Source organism: Dolomitihabitans soli, assembly GCF_022213955.1.
Taxonomy (GTDB): domain Bacteria; phylum Actinomycetota; class Actinomycetes; order Streptosporangiales; family Streptosporangiaceae; genus Streptosporangium_A; species Streptosporangium_A soli.
Map to the genome: position 1 here is coordinate 37,979 of NZ_JAKNTW010000007.1, position 23,835 is coordinate 61,813.

The window sequence follows — 23,835 nt, forward strand, 5'->3', positions numbered from 1 at the left end:
GGCCTGACCGGCCCATGCCACGCTCTTTACTGCACGTTGCCATACGATTACTGTAAGTAGAAAGCTCGGAGGGAAGCCCCGTTCCCCATCCACGACCGGAGGCAGTAAATGTCCGTGCCGCTGACCGAATCCAACCTCGCCCTCGTATTCGCGGCGCTGGACACCACCGGAGACGGGCGCCTCAGCGCCGCTGACTTCACCATGCGAGCCGACCAGATGTGCGCCGCCATTGCGCCTGATCCCACCTCCGCCGCTCACCAGGATGTCCAGCGAGGTTTCGCCGCTTGGTGGGAACACCTGCGAGCCAGCGCCGATGCCAACCACGACGGCTCAGTGAGCCCCAAGGAATACCTGGCCGCGGTCCGCACCCAGGCGGGAAACGCCGGCGACGACCTTGCCGAAGTGGTCATCGCCCTGGCCATCCCGATGTTCAACGCGGTCGACAACGACGCCGACGGAACCATCTCCCTCCCGGAATACGTCCGGTTCTACACGGCCATCAACCTGGACAACCAGATCGGGGAAGATGCCTTCACCCGGCTCGACACCGATGGCGACGGCGGGATCTCCCAGCAGGAGTTCGTCACGGGTCTCCGCGCGATCTTCACCAGCAACGATCCCGGCGACCCAGGCACCTGGATGCTGGGCCAGGCGCCATCGTCCTAACCTGTTCCTGAGAGGACAGAAGGGGACGTTCTGTCGACCACGGTCTCGCTCGAGAGCACCGCTACACCCACCGGCGTCGCGTGGGCACGCGGGTGCTGCTGCGTCACCACGACCACACCGCCCCGCCGGCGGTCTGTTGCGGTCGATGGCGTTGCTGGTCGACGACAATGGCGCCCAGAAGGTGGGTCGTTCCTTGGTCGAGGCAGTCGCGGCGAGCCTGTCAGGCCGCCAGCCGCGCCTGACCCTCACCTCGTTGTCTCCTCACGTCATCCAGCGCGCTTCGACCTGAGTCGAGGCCGGCGCCGGCTCCAAATGCTGACGTGTACGTCGGCCTGCGGCATGATCCGTGCATCCGTGCCGGTCTTCGGCGTGTCTCCGAAGGTCGGCCCGCAGCCGCGGGCCATCGCCTCGTTGTCCCGATCGAGCACGCCACACTCGCCGCAGCGCCTGTCCGTTTACCGCAGAAGGGGTGCCCGTCACCCCGCGTTGACATGCGGGCAGAGCGGACGCTGCTGGTAGCCGCCGGGTATGCCGGTGCCGACGGCGGCCCAGAACGGCCGTGACTCGGCGAAGTGGCCGCCGAGGGTGTGCCAGCCGCCCAGGCCGGGGTTTTCAGCGCGCAGCGCAGCGAGCCCCGCAGTAGCCAGCCCGTACCGTTGATACCGCGGCAGGGTGTACGGGTGCTCGACCCAGCCGAGCCCGCAACGGCGGCAGATCTGGTAGTCGACGGCGAAGGCAAACTCGCCATCAAGGTTGGCCGCACGCCTGCGCCAGCCAGTCCGCTCAGCCGAGATGGTGTCCTGCCATGGGGTGTCCAATAGGGGGATGACCGGCCAGCCATTCCGCCTGCCGAGTCGCCCCCGGGTGAGCCACTGCAGCACCTCACGCCATGGCTCGCGACCGGACGCGCGCCCCACTTCGTGGGTCTGGCCGGCCAGACGCAGCGCCGCTCGCCTGTCGTCATCGATCGCCATGCGCTCATCGTGCCCGACGGATACGTGCGCGGCCACAGACACTGGCGGACCTTTAGCAGCGCGTCCTCCAGCGAGTTGGCAATGGTCTTCCTCGATCTGATGGCCCCGGTTCTCCCCCACGGGCGTGGGGAGCAGGTGACCCGGCCCGCGTGTGGTCTCCCACGCAGGGGTTCACCCCCACGGGCGTGGGGAGCAGGCGCTCATCCCGCGGTTGCAGGTGACGACCAGCGGTTCACCCCCACGGGCGTGGGGAGCAGGCATCGAGTGGGTCACCCGCCGCGTCGTGGCTGGGTTCACCCCCACGGGCGTGGGGAGCAGCTTCGTGACCTGCCAAGATACGAGTGACCTGCGGCGATGTGAATGTCGGGGTTTGTCGGTAATCCACAGGGGATGATCGAGGCACCAATCCAAGCCTCCTGCTATTTGCAATGATCCAGACCACCGCAGTGTGACATTCCAGCCAGGATGCGTCTCCGTGATCGCGGTTCGGCCGCCGAACCTCCGAGCGCACCCGACGGCCGCTTCTTCACACCGATACAGCAAAGCCCTCTAGCTTAACTCGCCACCGACTCCGGCTCGCTTGACGAGCCTGCCCCACCGGTGCGAGCGCTCGAACTGCCGGGCAATGGCATCCCCCGTCGGAAGTCCCCCATCGGGCCTGCGATTGGATTCCGCCCACTGCCATGCCAGACGCTGAAGCGACCTCTGCCCGTCACCCCGCCGAGTTCGGGGGTCGGACTGGCCAGGGTCAATATCAACGCTCGGCTCCTGGAGCGCTCCAAGCTCACGCCCGATCACACCCTCCTGTCCAGCAGCACGGCGGACCTGATTCATCAGCATTTCGTAGGCGCCGATCAGCGCGAAGCTGGGCCAGGCTGCGATCACACGGCCGATCAACGACGGCTCGGCGACCGCCACGTTCGCACCGAGACTGGCCAGACTGCTGACCGCCAGCAGCGCCCAGGCCAAACGCCCACCAGTCTTACCGTTACGACTGGCCAAGAGCAGAGACATCGACGCGGCGATGATGGTGCCATCAACGGACAACGGAATGAGCGCCGCAGCCAGCCCATCCTCCCCATGCCGCAGAGCGAGCTCATGCATATGACGGAACGACACCACAGCCGCCACCAACGCCACGATCAGCACGCTGCCCGTCGTCGTCCGCCGGATCCACCGCTCCCCCGACACACCCACCATCCCCGCTCACCCCTGCCCCAGCAGGAACCGCGTGGTCAGCGTGAACGCGTGTGCAATTGGTTCGAGTCCCCCCACCGTCATGACCCCCCACCCGGACCCCTCGGTCGGCTGGCCGCGGGTCTCCTCCGACCCTCGGCACGTGGTCGAAGCGGCTCAGGCCACCCGGCTCGGCAGGGGCGGCTCGTCCTGCTTCGCAGGGATCATGGCGCGAATGCCGGGCACCCCGGCGAGAGCGACGATCGCGGCGAACACGGCGGGAATCACCAGGCCGACGGGCAGTGAGAAGGACTCCGCGACGAAGCCCAGGACGGCCGGGCCGGCCAGCAGCCCCGTGTAGCCGCAGGCGGTGACCAACGCCAGGGCGCGGCTGACGGAGCCGCCGGACGCGCCGACCGCGCTGAAGATCACCGGGACCACGGTGGCCAGTCCGACGCCGGCCAGTCCCCACCCCGTCCACGCGCAGACCACCCGGAGCACCTCGGGCGCCGCCTGGGAACCCAGCACGAGGAGGTATCCACCGGTCGCGAACATCCCCGCGAGGCGGATCGTGCGCACCGCGCCGAGCCGGGCCCGCAGCGGATCGCCGAGCAGTCGCACGACGGTCATCGCCACCGAGAAGATCGTGTACGCCAGCGGCGCCAGGGCCGGATCGGTGTCCAGCACCCAGCGCGCGTGCAGAGCGGCCCAGTCCATCGCCGCGCCTTCTGACAGGTGCCCGCCGAAGGCCGCCAGTCCCAGCAAAGCGACGATCCCCCATCTGGTCGAGTCGGCGAGCGACGCCCCTTGCACGTCTCCGGAGCGTGCGGGAGCGGGCAGCAGCAGCCGGGCGATCGGCAGATAGGCGAACGGGACCACGACCGCGGCGCCGACGAGCAGCACCTGCCCGTCGACCCCGGCCTTCAGTCCCGTGGCGGTCAGCGCTCCGCCGACCGCGCCGCCCAGGCTCCACACGCCGTGGAACGCCGAGATGATCGGCCGGCCGTACCGGTGCTCGACCTCGACCGAATGGGTGTTCATCCCCACCTCCAGGATGCCGATGCCCATTCCGAAGAACACCGCGAGCACGGCCAGCCAGAGATATGACGGGGCCAGGGCGGGCCCGAGCAGCAGTACGGCCGAGGCGGGCCCGCTGAACCAGCACACGCTCCTGCTCGACCATCTCTCGACCAGCGGCCCGGCGAGCAACATGGCGGCCAGCGCTCCGGCCGAGACCAACAGCAGCGCCGTGCCCAGGCGCGCCGGTCCGAGGTCGAGGCGGTCGTTGAGCGCGGGCAGGCCCGCCGACCACATGCCCACGGTGAGTCCAAGGAGGCAGAAGTAGCCGAAGACGCCGACGCGGGCTCGGACAGCGACCCGATCAGGGGGAATTATTTTGTTCACGGCGAAAGCATAATCATGCACCGGGTGCTGCACAATGGACGCGTGGACGGTGCGAGGACGAGCGTCGAGTTGCGTGCGCACAACCGGGTTCGGCTGCTGCGGGCGGTGCACGAGTGCGGCGCCGGCCGTACCCGATCGGAGCTGACCCGCGACCTCGACCTGGCCAGGGGCACCGCGTCGGTGCTGGTGACCGGCTTGATCGATGACGACCTGGTGTCCGAGTCGCCCACCCCAGGGCACGCCAGGGGCCGTCCCACCCAGGTCCCGGGGCCGCATCCGCACGGGCCCCTCGTGCTGGCGGCGGACCTGCGCGAGGACGCGTGGGACCTCGCCGTCTGCGAGATCGGCGGCCGGACCACGGTGGTGGACAGCAGATCGCACGACGGCTCCCCCACGGGCGCGCTACCACCTCTGGGCGACGCGATACGCGCACAGCTCGGGCCACGCGTCGTCGGAGTGGGAGTGGCGGTGGCCGGCCCGGTCCGCTCGGGCAGGATCGTGGACATCGCCCACCTGAGCTGGCGCGACGTGGACGTCGCCGAACTGCTAGCCGTCGGCCACGCGCCACTCCACATCGGCAACGACGCCCGCCTCGCCGGGCTGGCCGAAGCCAGACGCGGCCGCCTTCGCGGCGTGGACCTCGGCCTGCACCTGCACGTCGACTTCGACCCCGGCGGCACCCTCCTGGTGAACGGCACGCCCCTCGCCGGCGGTTCCGGTACGGCGGGCGAGTTCGGCCACATGCCACTGGCGGACCCCTCCGGGATGCCTGCCGACCGGCGGAGGCACTGCGCGTGCGGGGCTCAGGGCTGCTGGAGCCTCCAGGTCGGCGGCAACGCGCTGCTTGACCACTTCGGCCTCACGACCGGCGGCGGGCGCGGCAGAAGCGTCTCCGAGCGGATCCTGGCCGACGCCGCCCGGGGAGACCCCGCGGCTGTCGAGGCGGTGGCCGTCAACGCCCGCGCGCTGGGCATGGGGATCGGCGCCCTGGTCAACGCACTGGACCCACGGGTGGTGACGCTCTCGGGGATGGGCACGGACCTGCTCGCCCTGGCCCGCGACGAGATCGAGGCGGCCTACCTGGCCGGCCTGATGGCCTTCCGCAGGCCCCGGCCCGCCGAGATCGCTCCTTCGACCCTCGACCGGCGGGGGCCACTGATCGGCGCCATGGAGTCGGCCTTCGACGCCTTCCTCACCGTCCCCGGCCTGCAGGGCTGGCGCGCGAGCCATGCCCGGTCCGACGAGTTGTTCCCGCCGACCGACGTCGCTTCGAAGAGTGCTCGCTGACGTACCAAATGGGGATCTACGCTCGCGAGCCGGCCGACACCCGCCGCGGTGCACAGCAGGCCCGCGATCGCCGCGTACTTCATGCCGATCGCCCCGATGATCCGGCTCACCTGGGTGATGGCGAGCAGGAGGGCGGCGCAGAAGGTCTACCGGCTGCGGGACTACGCTCGGCGGCGGAGTCCCGCAGGCGGCCGGTCACCTCAGGGCGAACGCCCGGGTGATCGTCTCCTCGACCTTGGCGCCGGCCGAGTCCCAGGCCGTGACCTTCAAGGACGCATGGCCGGTGCGGCCCCGGTGGTCGGCCCGCGCCCGGTACGTGCCATCGTCCCGCCGGTCGACCCGGACCTCGGCCCACGTCGCGCCGTCGTCGTAGGAGATCCGCGCGGTCGCGCCCTTGACGGGGCGGGACTCGGCGCCGGTGGGAGCCCGGACCGTGAACGCGAACGTGTGGCGCCCGCGGGCGGGCACGGCGTTGCGCAGGTCGACGCCCAGCTCGTAGTCGATCTTGAGCAGCGGCAGTACCTCCCGCCTCGCCGTGTGAGCGGACGGGAACGTCCAGGTGGTGGCCGTCTTCGTGCCCGTCCCCCACCACTCGGCGGTACGCGTCGACGACTGCTCCAGCCGGTACACGGCCCGCTCGGCCGGGAGGGCGACCGTCGTGTTGTACAGCTGAGTGCCCTCGCCGATCAGCGTGTCCCCCCGGTACAACCGGACGGCGGCCTGGTCGGCGGAGCCGTACAGGAATCCGAAGTGGTCGGGGTCGGAGTCGCCGAACTCCGGCACCATGAACCGCGCGGTGTCCCCGGTGCGCTGCGCGGGCAGGCCGTACTCGGCGTACGCGCTCGACAGCCTCCTGGGTTGCCCGGGGCCGCCGGGTGCGAACCAGTGCTCGGTGAGCGACTGGCCCGCCCGGTACGTCCGGTCGCCGGTGATCAGCTCCGCGCCGCCCTCGATGGAGCGCTGGAACCGGGCACGCACCGTCAGGTCACCGGGTGTCGTCCACTCCTCACGTTCCATCGCACCGCTGATCGGCGACGGCTTGATCATCATGCCGCCCACCATGGGCCGGAAGCTCGCGCGCGTGCCGTACCCCTGTTCGTCGGACGTGCCGTGGTAGTACGCCCGGATGCGGGTCATGGTCTTCGGCGAGATCTCGTACCGCAGGTCGCCCGGCACCTTGTCGTGCCACCGCAGCACGTCGTACCAGTACGGGCTCACCGAGGTGCCGTCCAACCGGACCCGGCCCGCCTCGCGGAGCGCCGCCGCCTCCTCGTGCCCCGTGGTGAACGAGGGGACGGCCAGCCCGTTACCCCAGTACGCCAGGGCGCCAGGCGCCTCGTTCATGGCGAGCACGACGATCGGGGCGCCCGCCTCGATGGCGGACTCCACAGCCTCGAACGCGTCCCGGTCCGGCTGGAACGTCAGCAGCGCCAGTTTCCCCCGCAGGTCGACGCCGGTGAAGTCCGAGCGGGCGCCGGCGTCGTACACGGGCAGGTCGCGCCGCCCGTCGAACCTCGGCCCGTACTCCATGTGGATCAGCCGGACCTCCTTGCCGCCCGGCACCGTCCGCGCCCTGGCGATGGGCGCGTACAGATCCCAGTGGTGGTACATCTCGAAATGACCGAGTTCCGCCTTCGGGATCGGTGCGGCGTAGGCGCGCTCGGTGGCCGGGGTCATCATCCACGACGACGACAGGCTGGCCTCGGGGACCGCGCCACTCCTGATGTGCCCGATCGTGACCTGGGAGTGATCGACCCGTTCGGCCGTGTCCAGCCGGATCCGGCTCGCGCGGCGGGCGTCGATCGGCACGGTCGCGGGGCCGGTGACCGTCACGTCCGGGTCACCCGCGAAGACGATCTCGGAGGACTGCGCGCCCGCCTGCCTGCGCTCCAGCATCGTGGCCATCATCGAGTAACGCCCGGCGGGAAGCTCGGCGACGAGCCTGCCGTCCTCCGGGATCGGCAGGTCGCGGAACTCGCCGGTGTCCAGGTCCAGGACGTCGAGGCTGGACTCGGCGCCCGGCGCGCCGCCGTCCCGGTAGCCGACCGGGATCTCGACGCGATGCTTCACCGGGCTGATGGTCTGGGCGATCGCCACCGATACCGACACGCCCTCGGCGGTGCCGCGCAGCCGCCCGGCGTACCGGCCTCGGGTGCCCTTGGCGGGGTCGGCGGTGACGATCACGGGAACCCGGCCGCTCGCGGGCACCTCGACGTGGTCCGCGGACAGCGTGAACATGCCGTCGGGCGCCGGCTCGCCGCCGGGTTCGCGCACGTCGAGGGCGAGGTCGAGGGTGATCGGGGTGGTGCCGGAGTTGACGATCTCGACGGTCGAGGCGGTCTTCGCGCCCTCGGGCGTGACCGTGGGCACACTCACCGTCGCCGGGACGGCGTGCACCGGCTGGGCGACCGCCCTGGCCACGTCCACGCGTCCGGAGCCGACCACGTCGATCGCGCCCTCCACCGGCTTGGCGGCGCTCACCAGCGCCGCCTTGAGCTGCGGGCCGGTCCACTCCGGGTGCCGCTGGGCGAGCAGCGCGGCCGCACCCGCGACGTGTGGGGTGGCCATCGACGTGCCGTTCAGCGAGGTGTAGTCGTCGTCCACGGGGCTGCCCAGCGAGGTGCCCTCGGCACGGGCGGCGACGATGCCGACCCCGGGCGCGCTGATCTCCGGCTTGAGGGCGTCGTCGCCGGCCCGCGGACCGCGCGAGGAGAAGTCCGCCGGGGCGTCAGCCTTGTCGACCGCCCCGACGGTGAGCGCCTCGTCGGCGGAACCCGGCGAGCTCACCGTGCCGGATTCGGGACCGGCGTTGCCCGCCGCGACCACGAACAGCGCGCCCGTCTCGGCGGTCAGCGTGTTCAGCGACCGGCTCAGCGGGTCCGTGCCGTCGGTGGGCCCGTTGGTGCCCAGGCTCATGCTGATGACGTCGGCGTCCTTGCCCGCCGCCCACTCCATCCCGGCGATGATCCAGGACAGGCTGCCGGAGCCCTGGTCGTTGAGGACCTTCCCGACGTAGAGGGAGGCGCCGGGCGCGACGCCCTTGCGCTTGCCGCCGGCCGCCGTACCGCTGCCCGCGATGGTGGCCGCCACGTGCGTGCCGTGACCGTTGTGGTCGGCGGCGTCGGTCGTGTCGGAGAAGTTGACGCTTTCGGCGACCCGGCCGCCGAGATCGGGGTGCGTGGCGTCGACACCCGTGTCGAGCACCGCCACCTTCACCCCCTTGCCGTCGTATCCCGCCTGCCACACGGCCGGCGCGCCGATCTGCGGCACGCTGGTCTCCAGCGTCGCCTTCACCGGACGGTCGAGCCACACCTTGGCGTACGGCGCGGCGGCGGAACGGTCACGCCCGGCGTCGCCGAGGGCCTGCCAGAAGTCCGCGGCCTGGGCCGGGGCGCGTTCGACGGCGGTGGCGCCCGCACTGGGCAGCGACCGGGTCCTGCGGGCGCCCGCGGGCACCGGCCGGTCGGCCAGGGCCTGCTTCACGTCCGTGCCGTAGGAGAGGATCAGCGGGAGCGACGCGCGATGGGCGTCGTCGTAGCCCGCCTCGATGAGGTCGGTGACGTTGAACAGCTCCCGGTCCAGCCGATCGGCCGCCAGCATCGGCCGGGCCGTGTCCGGGATCACGTACAGGTCGCCGCGCTCGGTCACGGTCTTGAACGCCGGTTGCGGCCGCCCGGCGGTCCCCGGCCGCGCGGTGGCGGCCTGGCGGCCGTCCGGGTAGGTCTGGACGTCGATGACATCACCGGTGACCAGCGTCAGCGTACGTTTGGACACGGCTGAGGCGGGCGGCGTCACCGGTGGTTTCCCCGGTTCCGCACCGGCCGGTACGGCCGGCCCCGAGGCCAGCACGACCGCACCGGCCGTCACCGCGACGACGCGTGAAAGTAAACGCATCCCTGAGGTTCCTCCCTGTCCCGGGCGGCACATCGGTCACACCGCGCCAGAACAGATCTTCGGCAGCCGAGATATATCGCGCCAGCACTTCTCGATGGCGGTTGGCCGACAAGTCGTGATCCCGCCACCCCCGGCCGCACCCGCGCCTTCGCCTGCTCCCGGGCCTCAGCGTGCCGATCGGCTCACCGCGCACCCGCCGGGGACGTGTTAATCCGGCCGTCTCTCGTCGTCGGCCATGCGGTAGGTGCCCTGTTCCAGGCGGTGGATCAGCTGGTGGGTCCACTGCGCGCGGCTCTCGGCGGTGTGCAGCCACAGCCCGATGACCTCGCCGGTCGGGCCCCATGAATCCAGGTCGGTGTCCGGTGGGAGTTGCGCGGCGATGCCGTCCCGCCATTCCTCCATCGCCTGGGTGCGCTGCCGCAGGAGGTCGATCGCCTGGGCGCGGGGGAGGTCGTCGATGAGGCCCACCGCGGCGGCGAGGAGGTCGAGGCGGGGATCGCGGCTGGTGAGCGCGCCGCGGAGGAGGGCGAAGTAGGCCGTCTCGCCCTCCTCGGTCAGCTCGTACTCCATGCGCGGCGGTCCGCCCGCCGCGCTCGGCGTGGTCTCATGGGCGAGCAGCAGGCCCTGTCCGGTCATCGCCTTGAGCGCGTGGTAGACCGAGCCCGAGGTCGCGCTGGACCACTGGTGGGCGCCCCACGACTCCAGGTCCGCGCGGACCTGGTAGCCGTGGGTACGGCCATGGCGGCGGATCGCGCCGAGCACGAGAAGGCGGACCGCCGACATGGTGTTCCTCCGGGTCGATTCTCAGGCGGGTGTGCGGACCCACCACAGTGTGCCGAACGGATCGACGAAGCAGCCCATCCTGGTGCCGTCGTCCTGGGCGGTGACCTCCATGCCCGGATTGGCGCCGGCGGCGATCGCCCGGGTGCAGACGGCCTCGGCGTCGGGCACGGTGGTCCACATCCGCACCCGCACCGGACCGGTGGGCGGGGCCAGGCAGCGACCGCCGTCAGGACCGGAGTCGGCGAAGAACAGGTTACCGGTCCTGATCCGCGCCGCGGCGTGGATCACCCACCCCGGGTCGCCGGCCAGGGCGGTGGTGACGGCGTCGCTGGGTGGGTGCGCCGGGGGCATCGGTTTTTCCGATCACGTAGGCGCAGACGCGGGTGGGATCAGCTCAGGTACCGGTAAATGGCGTGGCGGATCTGTCCGGGCGTCATCGGGTCGGTCGACAGGGCGCTGTGCAGCACGAGCCCTTCGATGAGCGCGTCGAGTTCCCGGGCGGTGGTGGCGTCGAAGTGGCGTTCCAACGCCTGGCGGCTGCGCGCCATCCAGGCCTGTGTGACGGCCCTCAGGGCCGGATTACGCGCTGCGGCCACGTACAGCTCCACGGAGAGGACGAGGTCGTGCTGTGAGCCGAGCAGGTCGTCCGACACCAGCGAGATGACGGCTTCGACCGCCGCGTCACGGTCCCGGGCGGCACTCAGACGCTCGTCGAAGACGCGGGCCACCAGGGCGGCGTGCCGGGTGAACGCCTCGGCGAGCACCTCGTCCAGGGACGCGAAGTGGTAGGTCATCGAGCCCAGCGGCACGTCCGCGGTGCGGGCTATCTCCCGGTGCGTCGTCCCGGCGACGCCGCGCTCGCGGATGACGGTGAGGGCGGCGTCGATCAGCCGGTCCCGTCGACCGGGGTCGTGTCGGCGCGGGCGGCGCGGGGTGGAGCCGCTCATGCCGTACCCGGGTCGATCGTGCGGATCACGCGGGCGGGATTGCCCACCGCGACGACGTTCGCCGGGAGATCTCGGGTGACCACCGCTCCGGCGCCGACGACGGTGTTCTCCCCGATCGTGACGCCGGGCAGGACGATCGCCCCGCTGCCCAGCCACACGTTGTCGCCGATGGTGATCGGCTTCGCGGCCTCCCATTTCGCCCGGCGGGGCTCCGGATCGACCGGGTGTGTCGGCGTCATGAGCTGTACGTAGGACCCGATCTGCACGTCGTCGCCGATGGTGATCGGCGCGACGTCCAGAGCGACGAGACCGAAGTTGGCGAACGAACGGGCGCCGATGCGAATGTGGCTGCCGTAGTCGACCCGCAGCGGCGGCCGGATCTCCGTGCCCTCACCGACCGCACCGAGCAGCTCGGTGAGCAGGCGGCGCCGCTCCTGCGGATCACGGGCCGACGTCGCGTTGAACGCGTCCATCAGATCCATGGCCCGAAGGTTGTGCTCGGCCAGGTCCGGGTCATCGGCGATGTACAGGTCACCGGCGAGCATCCGCTCACGCATCGAGCGGCCATCGAAGTCAGACATCATACGTACAAGCGTACACATCAAATGTACTCATGTACGTATCGGGAGGGACGCGGCAACCCCGAGTCCGACCTGCCGACTTCGAGGGCAACCGAAATGTCCGCTACCGGCAGCCGGCCAAACCGTGACCGGCTGCAGGTCCGACCACGCCGATCAGGCTTGCCATGGGGTATGCCATCTCCGATCCTCGTCAATGCCGTTGCCGATGACCCGCAGTGCGGAGTTCGAACCGTACGAGCTGAGGGAGCAGACCACGCGGACGGTCCTCACTTCACCGGTCGTGCCTACGGTGATGTCGGTCTGCGTGGCGAGCCGTGTTGCCGAGGGATGGTGAGCGTGCGTGGAAATCTCGTATGTGTGGAGGAGTTCGATGGGTTCGTCTTCTACGGTGCGGCCCTTTGACCGCCGGCCGCCACGGACGACGACTTCGGTGTTGTCCGTGTTCTCCTCGATGGTCACGGTCATCTGCTGATCGGCCATCCGGCGGTCTTCCATGGCGCGGGCAGCCACAGGTAGTTCGAAGGAGACTGCCATCTCGTGGGGAGCGGGCACCGTCGGCAGATGGAGGATGCTGCTGTGCGCGGAGCCGAGGAGCACTTCATAGCCGGCGGCGGAGAGCTGAGGCCAGTACTCGGGGAAGTCTGCCGCGCTGAGCGTCAGCTGAAGGCGATGTCCGGACTTCAGCTGATAGCGGGTGGGGTCGAAGTCCAGCTCGATGTGATGGCTCGTATCGGCCACGTCTGGTGATTCGGGCATCCCGGTGTAGGGCGGCGGGTTGGACAGGCGCTGGAAGCCGCGTGTGATCAGCGTCGTGTGGCCGTTTGGCGCGATGTCGTTGAGCTTCGCGACGATGTCCACATCGAGGTGGGCGACGACCAAGGAGAGGCTGATGCGGGGTGCTCCGGCGATGTCGAGGGGTGAGTCGAGTACGTCGGAGGTGAACGCGGCGGATCGGGCCACATCGCGTGTCTGATCCCGCGGAGCTGCTGCCATACCTAGACCTGCGGCGACTCCGGCCGTTGCGTCGAAGGCCACCGGAACACGGCCCGGCGGCACTGATGGTCCGGCGGTCAGTCCGCTGTCGGAGAGGTGGAGGGCACGATCGACGGAGGGCGCGGCAGGGAAGTGTTCGGCGAACTCCCACCGCTCAGCGCCCATGATGTAGGTGGACACGGTCGGCGCGGGAGGGCCTTGGGGTCGGATGTTGCGCACATGTTCGTCGAACCAGTCGATGGTCAAGGCCACGGAGTCGACCGGCGCCTGCTCCTGCCCTTCCGGCATGCCATGCAGCCATGGCCCGCAGATGATGCGGCGAGGTGCGTTGATGGCCGCGAAGTCGCGCCACGCGCCGGAGAAATTGGTGTCTCGCCAGCCGGTGACGATGAGGGTGGGCACATCGATGGTGGCCGGGTCGGCCTCTCGCCCCTGCCAGTAATGGTCGCGGTGTGGATGTCTGGCCCACACGTCGTGCCAGGGTCTCACCGCCTGGAGACGTGCGGTGAACGCCGAAGGATCGAGCCATGGAGCCGTGGGGGGCAGGGCGGTCAGGGCGAGCATCATCGTTGACCACTCACCAATGATCATGGCCAGTCCGAGGGCGCCTCTGCGCGCCACTTCGCCGGAGTAGGGGTCTGTCGATCCCTCGATCGCCGCCACTGCTCGCAGTGACGGAGCCCCGCTGGTCGCTGCGCGTAGGGCCGTGATGCCACCGTATGACAGGCCCCACACGGCCACCTGTCCGGTGCACCACGACTGATCAGCGAGTTGCTCGATGATGTCGTAGATGTCGTCCTGCTCGATCCTTTCGAACGCATCGGACTTGACGCCCTCCGAGGACCCGGTCCCGCGAAAGTCGACCACGGCGACGGCGTACCCGGCGGCGGTGAACCCTTCCAGCTGTGGCGTGGTTCGTGGCCCGAACCACGCGTCTTTGGAGTACGGGTTGGATGCCACGATGACCGGCCAGACGTCGGAGGAGTCCTCATCTGGGAGATAGATGTTGCTGTCGAGGCGCACACCATCACGCATGGTCAACGGCACGTGACGGACGATTCGCGACATGAGGCTCAACCACTCTGCTGATACGAGCGAGGGGTCTGCTGTGCCTGGCTGTCCCATGTCGCCGGGGTGATTCCGTCCTGCTTCAGGCGAAACTTCTCGATCTTCTGCGTCGGGGTCTTCGGCAGTGCCGGCACCAGATCGATGTAGCGGGGCACCATGAAGGCCGGTGCGGTGGCGAGGCAGAATTCATGCAGCTCTTCGGCGGTCACCCTGGCGCCGGGCCTGGCGACGACGACGACCTTGAGGTCCTCCTCGGTGAGCTCGCTGGGCACGCCGACAGCGGCCGCTTCCAGTACCTCCGGGTGCCTGATCAGTAGTTGTTCCACTTCGTAGGCGGAGATGTTCTCACCTCGCCGGCGGATGGAGTCGCTGAGCCGGCCCTCGAAGGTCAGGTATCCCTCATCGTCGAGTGTGCCGAGGTCGCCGGTGTGCAGCCAGCCGTTCTTCAGAACCTGCGCGGTAGCCTCGGGCATGGCGTGGTAGCCGTTCATCAACAGCCCCGGCTCTCGGCCGCGCACGACGATCTCGCCAGGGTGTCCGCTGGGCAGCGGGTGTCCGGAGTCGTTCACGATCCGAACGTCGAACTCGGGGATCACCTTGCCGCACGTACCCGGCTTCTGAGGGCCTTCGAGGGGGTCGTAGACGGGCACACCGCCATCGGTCAGGCCATAGACCTGCCTGAGCGGGATGCCGAAACGCTCTTCCCAGCCTTGTCGCCACTCGGGCACGGGCACTCCCCATGCCAGCCTGACACGGTGGGCGCGGTCCTTTTCGCTGGGCGGCTGTTTCCACAGGATCGTCAGCGTCGCACCCATGAAATTGAAGACGGAAGCATCCAGGGCATTGACGTCGTCCCAGAACCGTGAGCCGCTGAAGCGGCGGCCGAGCGCGGCGGTGCCCCCACAGGCCAGGGCAGCCACGACGGTCAGGGTGGCGGCGTCGATGTGGAAGAGCGGGAAGGGGCAGTAGAGGACGTCGTCGGTGCGCAGGCCCATGTGGGTGGCGTGCAACTGTCCCTGCCTGGCCAGGTACCGGTGGGACAACACGCACGCCTTGGAGGCGCCGGTCGTGCCCGAAGTGAACAGCAGGGTGGCCGCGGCGAGATCGTCGATCTCGGCAGGCGGGTACGGGTCAGTGCGGCATTGATAGTCGGCCAGATCGTCGAACCGCTGTTCGCCTGCGAGGCCGTTGACGACGACCCGGCGCAGCTCAGGAAGCTGATCGAGCACGGGCATGACGACGGGAAGGAACTCGGCGTCGGCGACCAGAACCGAAGCCTCGGCCACCCGTAGCGCGCGGATCAGATGATTCCCGAGCAGGGCGGTGTTGAGCGGAGTATGGAGGGCACCGAGGCGCGCTAGGGCGAACCAGACGAGAACCTGCTCGAGGCTGTTGTGCATCAGCAAGGCGACACCTCTGCCTGGGCCTATCCCGGCCGCGGCGAAGGCGGCGGCGAGGCCGGCTGACCGCTGTTCGACCTGGCGGTAGGTGAGGTCGCCTTCATGGGTGCGGAGGAAGACGGCGTCAGGGGTACGGGCCGCCGCGTGGGCGAGCATCGCGGTGATGCCGGATCCTCGCATCGCTGCGACCGTCATGCGAGCCCGAAGAGGCGGGAGGCGTTGTCATGGAAGAGTGCTTGCAGCGCCGCATCCGGCAGTCCCGATGCGCGCCATTCGGCGATGGCACGAACTGGCGAGATCATGGGCCAGTCGCTGCCGTAGAGGACCTGATCCCTCAGCACGTTGGGCATCATGCCGAACAGCGTGTCCCATCCGGTCCCGGCTTTGGCGACGTACTTCGGCGCCAGGGCGCCGAACTCCAGGTAGACCGTCGGGTGACGGCGTGCCACCGCGCAGTACTCCGTCACCCAGGGCCAGCCGGCGTGGCAGGCGATCAGCGTCAGGTCGGGAAAGTCGCAGGCCACCTGATCCAGCAGCTCCGGTCGCTCGTGACGCAGAGGGTGCATGCGGCTGTAGGTGATGCCCGTGTGCACCGCGACGACCAGGCCGAGCTCCTCCGCCCGGGAGTACATCGGGTAAAGGCGGCGGTCGTCGATGTCGAGTCCGAAGAACGCCGGCTGGAGTGTGACCCCGCGCAACCCGAGGCCGGCGATCGAGGTTGCCTGCCGGGCGATCTGAGTCGGCCGGGCATCGGCGATGTCGACACATCCGATTCCCGTGAACCGGCCGGGATGTTCGGCCAGAACCTGGCACAGCGCCTCGTTGAGCAGGTCAGCTGATTCGCCACCCTCAGACTCGGCGTGCATGACGGCTCGGTTGATGCCCTCGGTATCCATGACCTTGAGCAGGTCGGCCAAACGGCCGGCGTTGATCTTGTCGGTCAACTGCAGCACCTTGTCGTACTGCTCGACCTGCCGCCTGGGAGCGGCATAGGTGGGGCTGGGGCGTAGCTCCTGCGGGAGCCGTACCCGGGCATCGATGACGCTCATCCCGCGGCCCCCATGTTCTGCCCGCGCAGGTGAACGGGGACAGGCTCACAGGCCAACCGGATCGGAGGCAGATCCCCCGACTCCTCCCGGCTCACGACCGATATCCCGACGAGACGGCAGGCGAACTCGACGAACCGATCCTGAACTTCGGTGACGTCCAGCCGCCCGTCAGGCCGATACCAGTTGGCGACTCCGTTACACATCTCCAGAAGCGCCAGCCGGGCGATGCGCAGATCGGTGAGCTGAAAGACACCGGTACGAGCGCCGCGCTCGATGACCTTGGCGAAAACCGACTCATAGTCGTCACGCATGCCGATGAGCGCTTCCTGATCCCGCGACCCCAAGGCGCGTATCTCCTGATCGGTCACCTTTGCCGTGAGCGGGTTGAGCGCACACAGCCCCACATGTCCCCGCACCAGGCGCGCCAGCTGGATTCCTGGGTCGGCGGACGAGCTGGTCGCGTCGATCGCGGAGCGCAGCAACTGCTCAAGGCAGGTCCGCATGACGCCGGAGAGGATCTCCTCCTTGCCCCCGGCGTAGTGGTACAAGGTCGCGGAGTTGATGCCCGCGGCACGTCCGAGTTCCCGAATGCCGGTCGCGGCGTACCCCTTCTGCGCGAACAGGCCAACCGCCGCCTGCTGGATCTCCTCAAGTCTCATAAATCGCTCCCAATCGATCGATTGACAGACATTGAACTATTGGCGGCGACGTTGGTCAAGCCGAGGGCATCGCTGATGACGCCAGGTACGTCGACAGATCAATCCACCGGGACCTGGTCACTCAATCGATTGATAGGCGCGCCACCACCCTGGTACGCGGCAAAACCGACACTCGTCCTGGTCAATGAGATCCGTCGCCACGCCGGCCTGGACCGCCCGCACCCGACTGAAGCCGGGGATGCCTGGGCTACGGCCGGGCGCCGTCCGGCGGCGAGCAGTCGTTCCAGCACGTCATGGAGCCGAGCGGCCGCTCAAGCCGGCCAAGCTGGAAGAGGGTGACGCCACATGCTCATGGGGGTCCTTCTGGACCGCCGGCATCGCCGTGCGTGGCGCGTCACCGCTTCGAGAGGAGCTTGTCCGTCCGCGCCGGACGCAAAGGCAAGAAGGGGGCCGACCCCTTCCACTTTCAACCTATAGCGCACTGGGGGTCTTGCGGCAAGACCCGGGTCGTGCCGCAGAATCTACCGCCGGAGCCAGAACCTGCGGAAATCAGGGATTCGCGACATACGCGTGCTCACGGGTGTGCGCCTCCGCACCGCGCGGACCAGCCGGCCGAAGCACAACCTCAGTGAATGGGTGGTTCATGTTCGACGTGATCATTGCCGGGGGCGGACCGACCGGCTTGATGCTGGCCAGTGAGTTGCGGCTGCACGGCGTGCACGCGCTCGTGCTGGAGAAGGAGGCGGAGCCGACCAGGTACGTCCGCGCGCTCGGCCTGCACGTGCGCAGCATCGAGGTGATGGACCAGCGCGGCCTGCTGGAGCGGTTCCTCGCCCACGGCCGGCGGTATCCGGTCGGCGGTTTCTTCGCCGGCATCACCAAGCCCTCCCCCAACAGGCTGGACACCGCGCACGGCTACGTCCTCGGCATCCCGCAGACCATCACCGAGCGCCTGCTGGCCGAGCACGCCGCCGAGCTCGGCGCCGAGATCCGGGGCGGCTGCGAACTGGTCGGGCTGGGCCAGGACGAGCACGGGGTGACCGCCGAGCTGGCAGACGGCACGCAGCTGCGCTCGCGCTACCTCGTCGGCTGCGACGGCGGCCGCAGCACCGTGCGCAAGCTGCTCGGCGTCGGCTTCCCCGGCGAGCCCTCCAGAGTCGACACGCTGCTCGGCGAGATGGAGCTGACCGAGGATCCGGCGGCGCTCGCCGCCATCGTCGCGGAGGTCCGCAAGACCCAGCTGAGGTTCGGCGCCGGGCCGCTCGAAAACGGGGCGTACCGCGTCGTCGTGCCCGCCGCGGGGGTGGCTGAGGACCGCCTGGTCCCGCCGACCCTGGAGGAGTTCAAACAGCGGCTGCGGGTGACCGCGGGTACCGACTTCGGTGTGCACTCGCCGCGTTGGCTGTCCCGGTTCGGCGACGCCACGCGGCTGGCCGAGCGCTACCGGGTCGACCGGGTACTGCTGGCCGGCGACGCGGCGCACATCCACCCGCCGATGGGCGGGCAGGGACTCAACCTCGGGATCCAGGACGCGTTCAACCTCGGCTGGAAACTGGCCGCCGAGGTGAACGGCTGGGCGCCGGAGGGGCTGCTGGACAGCTACCACACCGAACGGCACCCGGTGGCCGCCGACGTGCTGGACAACACCCGCGCACAGATGGTGCTGGTGTCCACCGAGCCGGGGCCGCAGGCGGTGCGCCGGCTGCTGGCGGAGCTGATGGATTTCGAGGAGGTGAACCGGTACCTGATCGAGAAGATCGTCGCGCTCGGGGTCCGCTACGACTTCGGCGAGGGGCATGACCTGCTCGGCCGGCGGATGCGGGACGTGGGGCTGAAGCGGGGTCGCTTGTATGAGCTGACACACGGCGGCCGGGGGCTGCTGCTCGACCAGACCGGCCGGCTTTCGGTTACGGGGTGGGCGGATCGGGTCGACCACGTCGTCGACGTCAGCGAGGAACTGGACGTGCCCGCCGTGCTGCTGCGGCCGGACGGCCACGTGGCGTGGGTCGGTGACGATCAGCAGGATCTGCTCGACCGACTGCCTCGGTGGTTCGGCACCGCCGCCGGCTGAGTTCGCAGGTGTGGCTGGAAGGGGTAGGACACGGCCGGTGCGGTACCGCACCGGCCCGGTCCCGGACCCGGCGGTGTCCGGTCACAGACCTCCCGCCCGTACATCGCCCCGGTCGCCTCACCCACGCGACGCGGTCAGTTGAACAACGGTCTGCTCCTGCTGGGGGCCGCGCGGATGCCGGTGGGCGGCGGCGGACACCGTGCCGACCGCGGCGAGGCCGACCAGGGCGGCGGTCACGGCCCCCTGGTCGAAGAGCTGCCCGACCACCAGGCCGCCCGCGAACGCCACCATCCCGGACATGAAGTGGACCAGGCCGTTGTAGGAGCCGACCCGGCCCTCCGGCGCGCAGCGGACCACCATCTGGAAGGACGCCGGCTGCAGCAGCCCGGTGCCGAGCCCGTTCAGAACGGCCGCCGTCATCAGGGCGGCCATCCGCCAGTCGGCCGCGAACGGGAACGCCGCCAGGAGCAGATAGCTGAAGCCCGCGCAGAGCAACCCGACGCGTAGCACCCAGGAATGTCCTCCCCGCCCGTCCCTGGCGACGAACGGCTGGACTCCGGCGGCGGCGACGGCCACCGCGCAGAAGAACAACGTGGCCTGGCCGGCGTCGGCGACGCTCAGCGGGACCACTGTCACGACCTGGCTGATAAGCAGGGTGCTGGGGGCGGTGACGGCGGCGAAGCGCAGGAACGGCCGGTCGCGGGCCACGTCTGCGACGCCACTCAGGAGCATGCCGAGCCCGGCTCGTCCGGTGGGCCCGGCGACCTGGCGCAACAGGCCGAACAGCAGGGCCGCGACCGCCCACACCGCCGCGGAGGCGGCGGCCAGGAACGCGAAACCTCCTCCCAGCAGCGCCAGACCGACCGGCGGACCCGCCACCGCGGCGATCTGGCCGGTCACCACGTAGGCCCCGAAGCCACGAGATCGGCTTTGTGACGGCAGCCCGGCGAGCATCGACTGCGCGGAGGGGTGGAACAACGCCCCGCCGATGGCGAGCAGCATGGCCGTGGCGAGGAGCGTCCCCGGGCCGTCGACGACTCCGAGCAGGCCGAAGGCGATCGCTCTCAGCGCGCAGGCCAGCATCCCGGCCCGCCGCGGCCCGATCTGGTCGATCAGTGGACCGAACGGCAGGAACAGCGCGTACTGCACCGCGATGCGCAGGCCGAGCGCCAGCGAGATCGTTCCGGCGAGGAGGCCCACGTCGTCCCGCAGATGCGCCACCAAGTGAGCCATCACCGCGTAGTAGCCGAGCGAGGCGGCCAGTTGCACGCACACCAGGACCGCGATCACGCGCCGCCCCGAGTCGGCCGTCGTACCGGCGGCCACGGATGTACGAAGCAAGATCACCAACCGGGGAGAGGAGTCCCCAGATGATAGCCATCGCTCGCCGGTGATCCCGCCATCCCGCAGCTCGGCGGGGGGCCTGCCTGGCGGGTCTCGCGTTCGCCTCCGATCGGCGGCGCTTCCGGTCGTCCCCTGGATTCGTCCGTGGGCACGACCCGGCCCCTTCCGCGGTGCCCGGGGGCGGCGCAGAAGGGGCCAGGCCATGACGCCGGGCCGGAACTTCGAAAAGCCCGGTGTCTCCCCGTGTGCCTCAGTCAGCCGGATCCGTGGCGCTCATTGAGTTGAGCGCCGTGACCAGCTTCTTCTCCTCGTAGACGAAGTGCGACTCCAGCAGCGCGGTCAGGCCGTCCAGTTCCCCCGCCACCCGCCTCGCCTCGGCCGGATCAGCCTCGAGACCCTCGACCAGCTCCGTAACCCTGCGCAGGATCCCGGTCACCACGTGGTGGTCGTGCGTCAGCTCCTCCAGCACGGGCCGCAACTCGGGGAACTGCTCCGCCAGGACGGGGAACGCCCCGTCGTCCTCACCCGTGTGGTGCCGGGTCAGCGCCGAGCAGAAGGCCAGGCAGTGCGCCCGCAATTCCCGTGGCCGCTCGCCACGGCCCTCGGCGTAGGAGTCGACGTCCGCGCGGACCCGTTCCAGCTCTTCACGGAGCCAGATGTGAACTTCGATCAACTGGTTGCCGAACGCCGTGAGGCGGTCGTCCGGCTCGGTGGATGTTTCCATGGTCGTCCCATGATTCGGCGCCTCCATGCCCACGACTGTCTCCTTGCCGGGTGCACTGCGACGCTGAGACGGGATTGCATCATCCTTCCGGTGGTCCGTCAAACGGCGGTCCGTCGAACGGCCGGCGGCGCGCCCTCGGGGACCATGTCGGATTCCCGCTAGCCCGCCATGATGGCCACCGGCGATGCTGGGGACATGCATGATGACGTGGAGCGGTGTCTACGAGCCGTGCGGTCCAGGGACGCCCGGTTCGACGGGTGGTTCTTCACAGCGGTGATCACGACCGGGATCTACTGCCGGCCGAGCTGCCCCGTGGTGCCGCCCAAGGACGAGAACATGCGCTTCCACCCCAGCGCCGCGTCGGCGCAGCTGGCCGGGTTCCGCGCCTGCAAGCGCTGCCGGCCCGACACCAGCCCCGGATCCCCGGAGTGGAACCAGCGGGCCGACATCGTGGCGCGGGCGATGCGCATGATCGCCGATGGCGTCGTCGACCGTGACGGGGTGCCCGGTCTCGCCGCGCAGCTCGGCTACAGCACCCGCCAGATCGAACGGCAACTGCTCGCCGAACTCGGGGCGGGCCCGCTCGCGCTGGCCCGGGCGCAGCGGGCGCAGACCGCCCGGCTGCTGATCGAGACGAGCACCCTGCCGATGGGCGACGTCGCGTTCGCCGCCGGATTCGGCAGCATCCGGACCTTCAACGACACCGTGCTGGAGGTCTTCGCCCTGACGCCGACCCAGCTGCGGGATCGCGTCGCCCGTGGCCGGCCGGCGGCGACCCCGGGCGTGTTGTCGCTCCGGCTCCCCTTCCGCGCCCCGCTCTCCCCCGGCAACCTGTTCGGGCACCTCGCGGCGACGGCCGTACCCGGAATCGAGGAGTGGCGCGATGGCGCGTACCGCCGCACGCTGCGCCTCCCGCACGGTCACGGCATCGCCACCCTGCGACCGCTGGCCGGCCACGTCGGCTGTCGGCTGGCCCTCACCGACCTGCGTGACCTGTCCACCGCGATCAGCCGGTGCCGTCGGCTGCTCGACCTCGACGCCGATCCCGTCGCCGTCGACGACCTCCTCCGCGGCGACCCGGTGCTCGCCCCCCTGGTGGACAAGGAGCCCGGCCGCCGGGTGCCCCGGACCGTCGACGCGGCGGAGTTCGCGGTGCGCGCGGTGCTCGGGCAGCAGGTGTCCACGTCGGCGGCCCGCACACACGCCGCCCGGCTGGTGACCGCGCACGGCGAACCGATCAAGGACTCCGCGGGGGGCCTCACCCATCTCTTCCCCGGCCCCGCGGCGCTGGCCTCGCTGGACCCGGCGGCGCTCGCCCTCCCCCAGGCCCGCCGTACCACGCTGATCACGATGATCGACGCGCTGGCGGGCGGCGAGATCGACCTCAGCGTCGGAGGGGACTGGCGGCAGGCCCGCGCGCAGCTCTCCGCGTTGCCGGGAGTCGGACCGTGGACCGTCGAGACCATCGCCATGCGCGCGCTCGGTGACCCCGACGCCTTCGTCCCCACCGATCTCGGCATCCGCCTCGCCGCCCGTGACATCGGCCTGCCGGACACCCCGGCGGCGCTCACCCATCGCGCCGCCGCCTGGCGGCCCTGGCGCGCCTACGCCGTCCAGTACCTCTGGGCCACCAGCGACCACCCCGTCAACCGGCTCCCCGCCGCCTGAGCCCCGCGAAGGAACCCGATGGAACACCGGACGCACACCGTGGTCGACAGCCCCGTCGGCCCGCTCACCCTGGTGGCGGACAACGGCACCCTCACCGGTCTCTACATGCACCGGCAGCGACACCGGCCACCCCAGGAGATCTTCGGCGAACCCGACGCCGCACCTTTCACCGAGGTCGCGAGCCAGCTCCGCGACTACTTCGAGGGGCGGCGGGCCGTCTTCGACCTGCCCATGGTCTTCGCCGGCACGCCCTTCCAGCACACGGTCTGGACGGCCCTGCTGGAGATCCCGTACGGCGAGACCGTCACCTACGGCCAGCTCGCCGATCGGATCGGGAAGCCCACCGCGGCCAGGGCGGTGGGCCTGGCCAACGGCAAGAACCCGATCGGCATCATCGTCCCCTGCCATCGCGTCGTCGGCTCCACCGGCAATCTCACCGGCTACGGCGGCGGCCTGGCGACGAAGCACTACCTGCTCGCCTTCGAGCAGGGCTCCACGCTTTTGTGAACCGGAGGTGCCGGGGATGAGCGGGGTACAGCGTGCAAGGCACGCGTTCATCGTGGTCTGCCCGGCAGCCGCGCGGGTCAGGTGTGCGAGACGGACCGCCGAGGACGACCCACGGCGGAATGCGGCTTCGTTGCGCCTCCGCCGACCCATGTGACGGGACTAACGGCACTGTCAGACCTCAGGCATCTGACGGCACTGTCAGACCTCAGGCGCGGTCAGGCAAGGAGGTTCGGCCCCTCCCGCTCCTGTACGGCATGCCCGGCCCGGCATACGTTATCGCCATGTGCGACCTGAATTCCGAGGAAAGTCGTGACATCGTCGAGGCCCTGAGCGAGATCAGCGCTCTGGCCGGCCAACTGGCGGCCCACACCTCCGCCATCGAGGAGACCGCCTACATGGACCACGAGGGACTGGCCGCCCTGCTGGCCGGCCTTCGAGATCGAGCCGAGAAGGCCAGGGAGTGGGTGGCGGACAAACCCCAGCAGCACGCCATGCACTCGGGTCACTGACCACGCCCTGATCCTGCCTGGTCGGTGAGAACTCCGGTGCGGCCAGGATGTGCGGGATCGTCGCTCTCCCTTCGTCGCGGGTGTGGACCGGCGAAGGATTCCGTGACACGCACGGTTGCCGATCAGCTCAC

General features: G+C 69.9%; 21 protein-coding genes. 7 read left to right on the plus strand and 14 right to left on the minus strand.

Features of this window, described 5'->3' with window-relative positions:
- Positions 1 to 108: 108 nt before the first annotated feature.
- Positions 109 to 666, plus strand: coding sequence for an EF-hand domain-containing protein (locus MBA17_RS15765; protein WP_238497213.1), 558 nt, complete (start codon positions 109 to 111; stop codon positions 664 to 666).
- A gap of 145 nt (positions 667 to 811) precedes the next feature.
- A complete protein-coding gene (locus tag MBA17_RS15770; RefSeq protein WP_238497214.1) occupies positions 812 to 955 on the plus strand; it encodes a hypothetical protein in 144 nt (47 codons plus the stop codon).
- A gap of 187 nt (positions 956 to 1,142) precedes the next feature.
- On the opposite strand, the gene MBA17_RS15775 is transcribed toward MBA17_RS15770, so the two are convergent.
- The 3 genes from MBA17_RS15775 to MBA17_RS15785 all read right to left on the minus strand — a co-directional run bounded on the left by MBA17_RS15775 (position 1,143) and on the right by MBA17_RS15785 (position 4,220).
- Entirely contained in the window at positions 1,143 to 1,640 is a 498-nt protein-coding gene (locus MBA17_RS15775) for a hypothetical protein (protein ID WP_238497215.1), read from the minus strand.
- Positions 1,641 to 2,189: 549 nt separating this feature from the next.
- Positions 2,190 to 2,789, minus strand: a complete 600-nt coding sequence (locus MBA17_RS15780) for a DUF2637 domain-containing protein (protein ID WP_238497216.1) — start codon at positions 2,787 to 2,789, stop codon at positions 2,190 to 2,192.
- A gap of 204 nt (positions 2,790 to 2,993) precedes the next feature.
- Positions 2,994 to 4,220, minus strand: coding sequence for an MFS transporter (locus tag MBA17_RS15785; protein WP_238497217.1), 1,227 nt, complete (start codon positions 4,218 to 4,220; stop codon positions 2,994 to 2,996).
- 42 nt (positions 4,221 to 4,262) lie between these two features.
- Between MBA17_RS15785 and MBA17_RS15790 the strand changes: the two genes are divergently transcribed.
- Positions 4,263 to 5,507, plus strand: a complete 1,245-nt coding sequence (locus MBA17_RS15790; RefSeq protein ID WP_238497218.1) for an ROK family protein — start codon at positions 4,263 to 4,265, stop codon at positions 5,505 to 5,507.
- 195 nt (positions 5,508 to 5,702) lie between these two features.
- On the opposite strand, the gene MBA17_RS15795 is transcribed toward MBA17_RS15790, so the two are convergent.
- From MBA17_RS15795 to MBA17_RS15835, 9 genes are all read right to left on the minus strand, one after another.
- The gene (locus MBA17_RS15795; protein ID WP_238497219.1) at positions 5,703 to 9,401 is read right to left on the minus strand and encodes a S8 family peptidase; all 3,699 of its coding nucleotides are present in this window, start codon (positions 9,399 to 9,401) and stop codon (positions 5,703 to 5,705) included.
- Positions 9,402 to 9,608: 207 nt separating this feature from the next.
- Positions 9,609 to 10,184, minus strand: coding sequence for a PadR family transcriptional regulator (locus tag MBA17_RS15800; RefSeq protein WP_238497220.1), 576 nt, complete (start codon positions 10,182 to 10,184; stop codon positions 9,609 to 9,611).
- Between the two features lie 21 nt (positions 10,185 to 10,205).
- Positions 10,206 to 10,535 carry a VOC family protein gene (locus MBA17_RS15805; protein ID WP_238497221.1) on the minus strand — a complete coding sequence of 110 codons (330 nt, stop codon included), beginning with the start codon at positions 10,533 to 10,535 and terminating at the stop codon, positions 10,206 to 10,208.
- Positions 10,536 to 10,573: 38 nt separating this feature from the next.
- Positions 10,574 to 11,131 (minus strand): TetR/AcrR family transcriptional regulator, encoded by a 558-nt coding sequence (locus MBA17_RS15810; protein WP_238497222.1) that lies wholly within the window; start codon positions 11,129 to 11,131, stop codon positions 10,574 to 10,576.
- Positions 11,128 to 11,712, minus strand: coding sequence for a sugar O-acetyltransferase (locus MBA17_RS15815; protein ID WP_238497570.1), 585 nt, complete (start codon positions 11,710 to 11,712; stop codon positions 11,128 to 11,130). The genes MBA17_RS15810 and MBA17_RS15815 overlap by 4 nt, the downstream gene beginning before the upstream one ends.
- A gap of 153 nt (positions 11,713 to 11,865) precedes the next feature.
- Positions 11,866 to 13,773, minus strand: coding sequence for a CocE/NonD family hydrolase (locus tag MBA17_RS15820; protein ID WP_238497223.1), 1,908 nt, complete (start codon positions 13,771 to 13,773; stop codon positions 11,866 to 11,868).
- 5 nt (positions 13,774 to 13,778) lie between these two features.
- The gene (locus MBA17_RS15825; protein ID WP_238497224.1) at positions 13,779 to 15,353 is read right to left on the minus strand and encodes an AMP-binding protein; all 1,575 of its coding nucleotides are present in this window, start codon (positions 15,351 to 15,353) and stop codon (positions 13,779 to 13,781) included.
- 11 nt (positions 15,354 to 15,364) lie between these two features.
- Positions 15,365 to 16,222, minus strand: coding sequence for an amidohydrolase family protein (locus MBA17_RS15830; RefSeq protein WP_238497225.1), 858 nt, complete (start codon positions 16,220 to 16,222; stop codon positions 15,365 to 15,367).
- Positions 16,219 to 16,881 (minus strand): TetR/AcrR family transcriptional regulator, encoded by a 663-nt coding sequence (locus tag MBA17_RS15835; RefSeq protein ID WP_238497226.1) that lies wholly within the window; start codon positions 16,879 to 16,881, stop codon positions 16,219 to 16,221. The genes MBA17_RS15830 and MBA17_RS15835 overlap by 4 nt, the downstream gene beginning before the upstream one ends.
- 643 nt (positions 16,882 to 17,524) lie before the next feature.
- On the opposite strand from MBA17_RS15835, the gene rox reads away from it, so the two are divergent.
- Positions 17,525 to 18,952, plus strand: coding sequence for a rifampin monooxygenase (gene rox / locus MBA17_RS15840; RefSeq protein ID WP_238497227.1), 1,428 nt, complete (start codon positions 17,525 to 17,527; stop codon positions 18,950 to 18,952).
- 117 nt (positions 18,953 to 19,069) lie between these two features.
- Here the strand turns inward: rox and MBA17_RS15845 are convergent, their stop codons facing one another.
- Both MBA17_RS15845 and MBA17_RS15850 read right to left on the minus strand, forming a co-directional pair.
- Positions 19,070 to 20,278 (minus strand): MFS transporter, encoded by a 1,209-nt coding sequence (locus MBA17_RS15845; RefSeq protein ID WP_238497228.1) that lies wholly within the window; start codon positions 20,276 to 20,278, stop codon positions 19,070 to 19,072.
- A gap of 268 nt (positions 20,279 to 20,546) precedes the next feature.
- Positions 20,547 to 21,020, minus strand: a complete 474-nt coding sequence (locus MBA17_RS15850; RefSeq protein ID WP_238497229.1) for a hemerythrin domain-containing protein — start codon at positions 21,018 to 21,020, stop codon at positions 20,547 to 20,549.
- A 195-nt stretch (positions 21,021 to 21,215) separates the two neighbouring features.
- Between MBA17_RS15850 and MBA17_RS15855 the strand changes: the two genes are divergently transcribed.
- The 3 genes from MBA17_RS15855 to MBA17_RS15865 all read left to right on the plus strand — a co-directional run bounded on the left by MBA17_RS15855 (position 21,216) and on the right by MBA17_RS15865 (position 23,704).
- Positions 21,216 to 22,688, plus strand: coding sequence for an AlkA N-terminal domain-containing protein (locus MBA17_RS15855; protein ID WP_238497230.1), 1,473 nt, complete (start codon positions 21,216 to 21,218; stop codon positions 22,686 to 22,688).
- A gap of 18 nt (positions 22,689 to 22,706) precedes the next feature.
- On the plus strand, positions 22,707 to 23,195 hold the full coding sequence (locus tag MBA17_RS15860; protein ID WP_238497231.1) for a methylated-DNA--[protein]-cysteine S-methyltransferase: 489 nt from the start codon (positions 22,707 to 22,709) through the stop codon (positions 23,193 to 23,195).
- Positions 23,196 to 23,476: 281 nt separating this feature from the next.
- Positions 23,477 to 23,704 carry a hypothetical protein gene (locus tag MBA17_RS15865; protein WP_238497232.1) on the plus strand — a complete coding sequence of 76 codons (228 nt, stop codon included), beginning with the start codon at positions 23,477 to 23,479 and terminating at the stop codon, positions 23,702 to 23,704.
- Positions 23,705 to 23,835 lie beyond the last annotated feature (131 nt).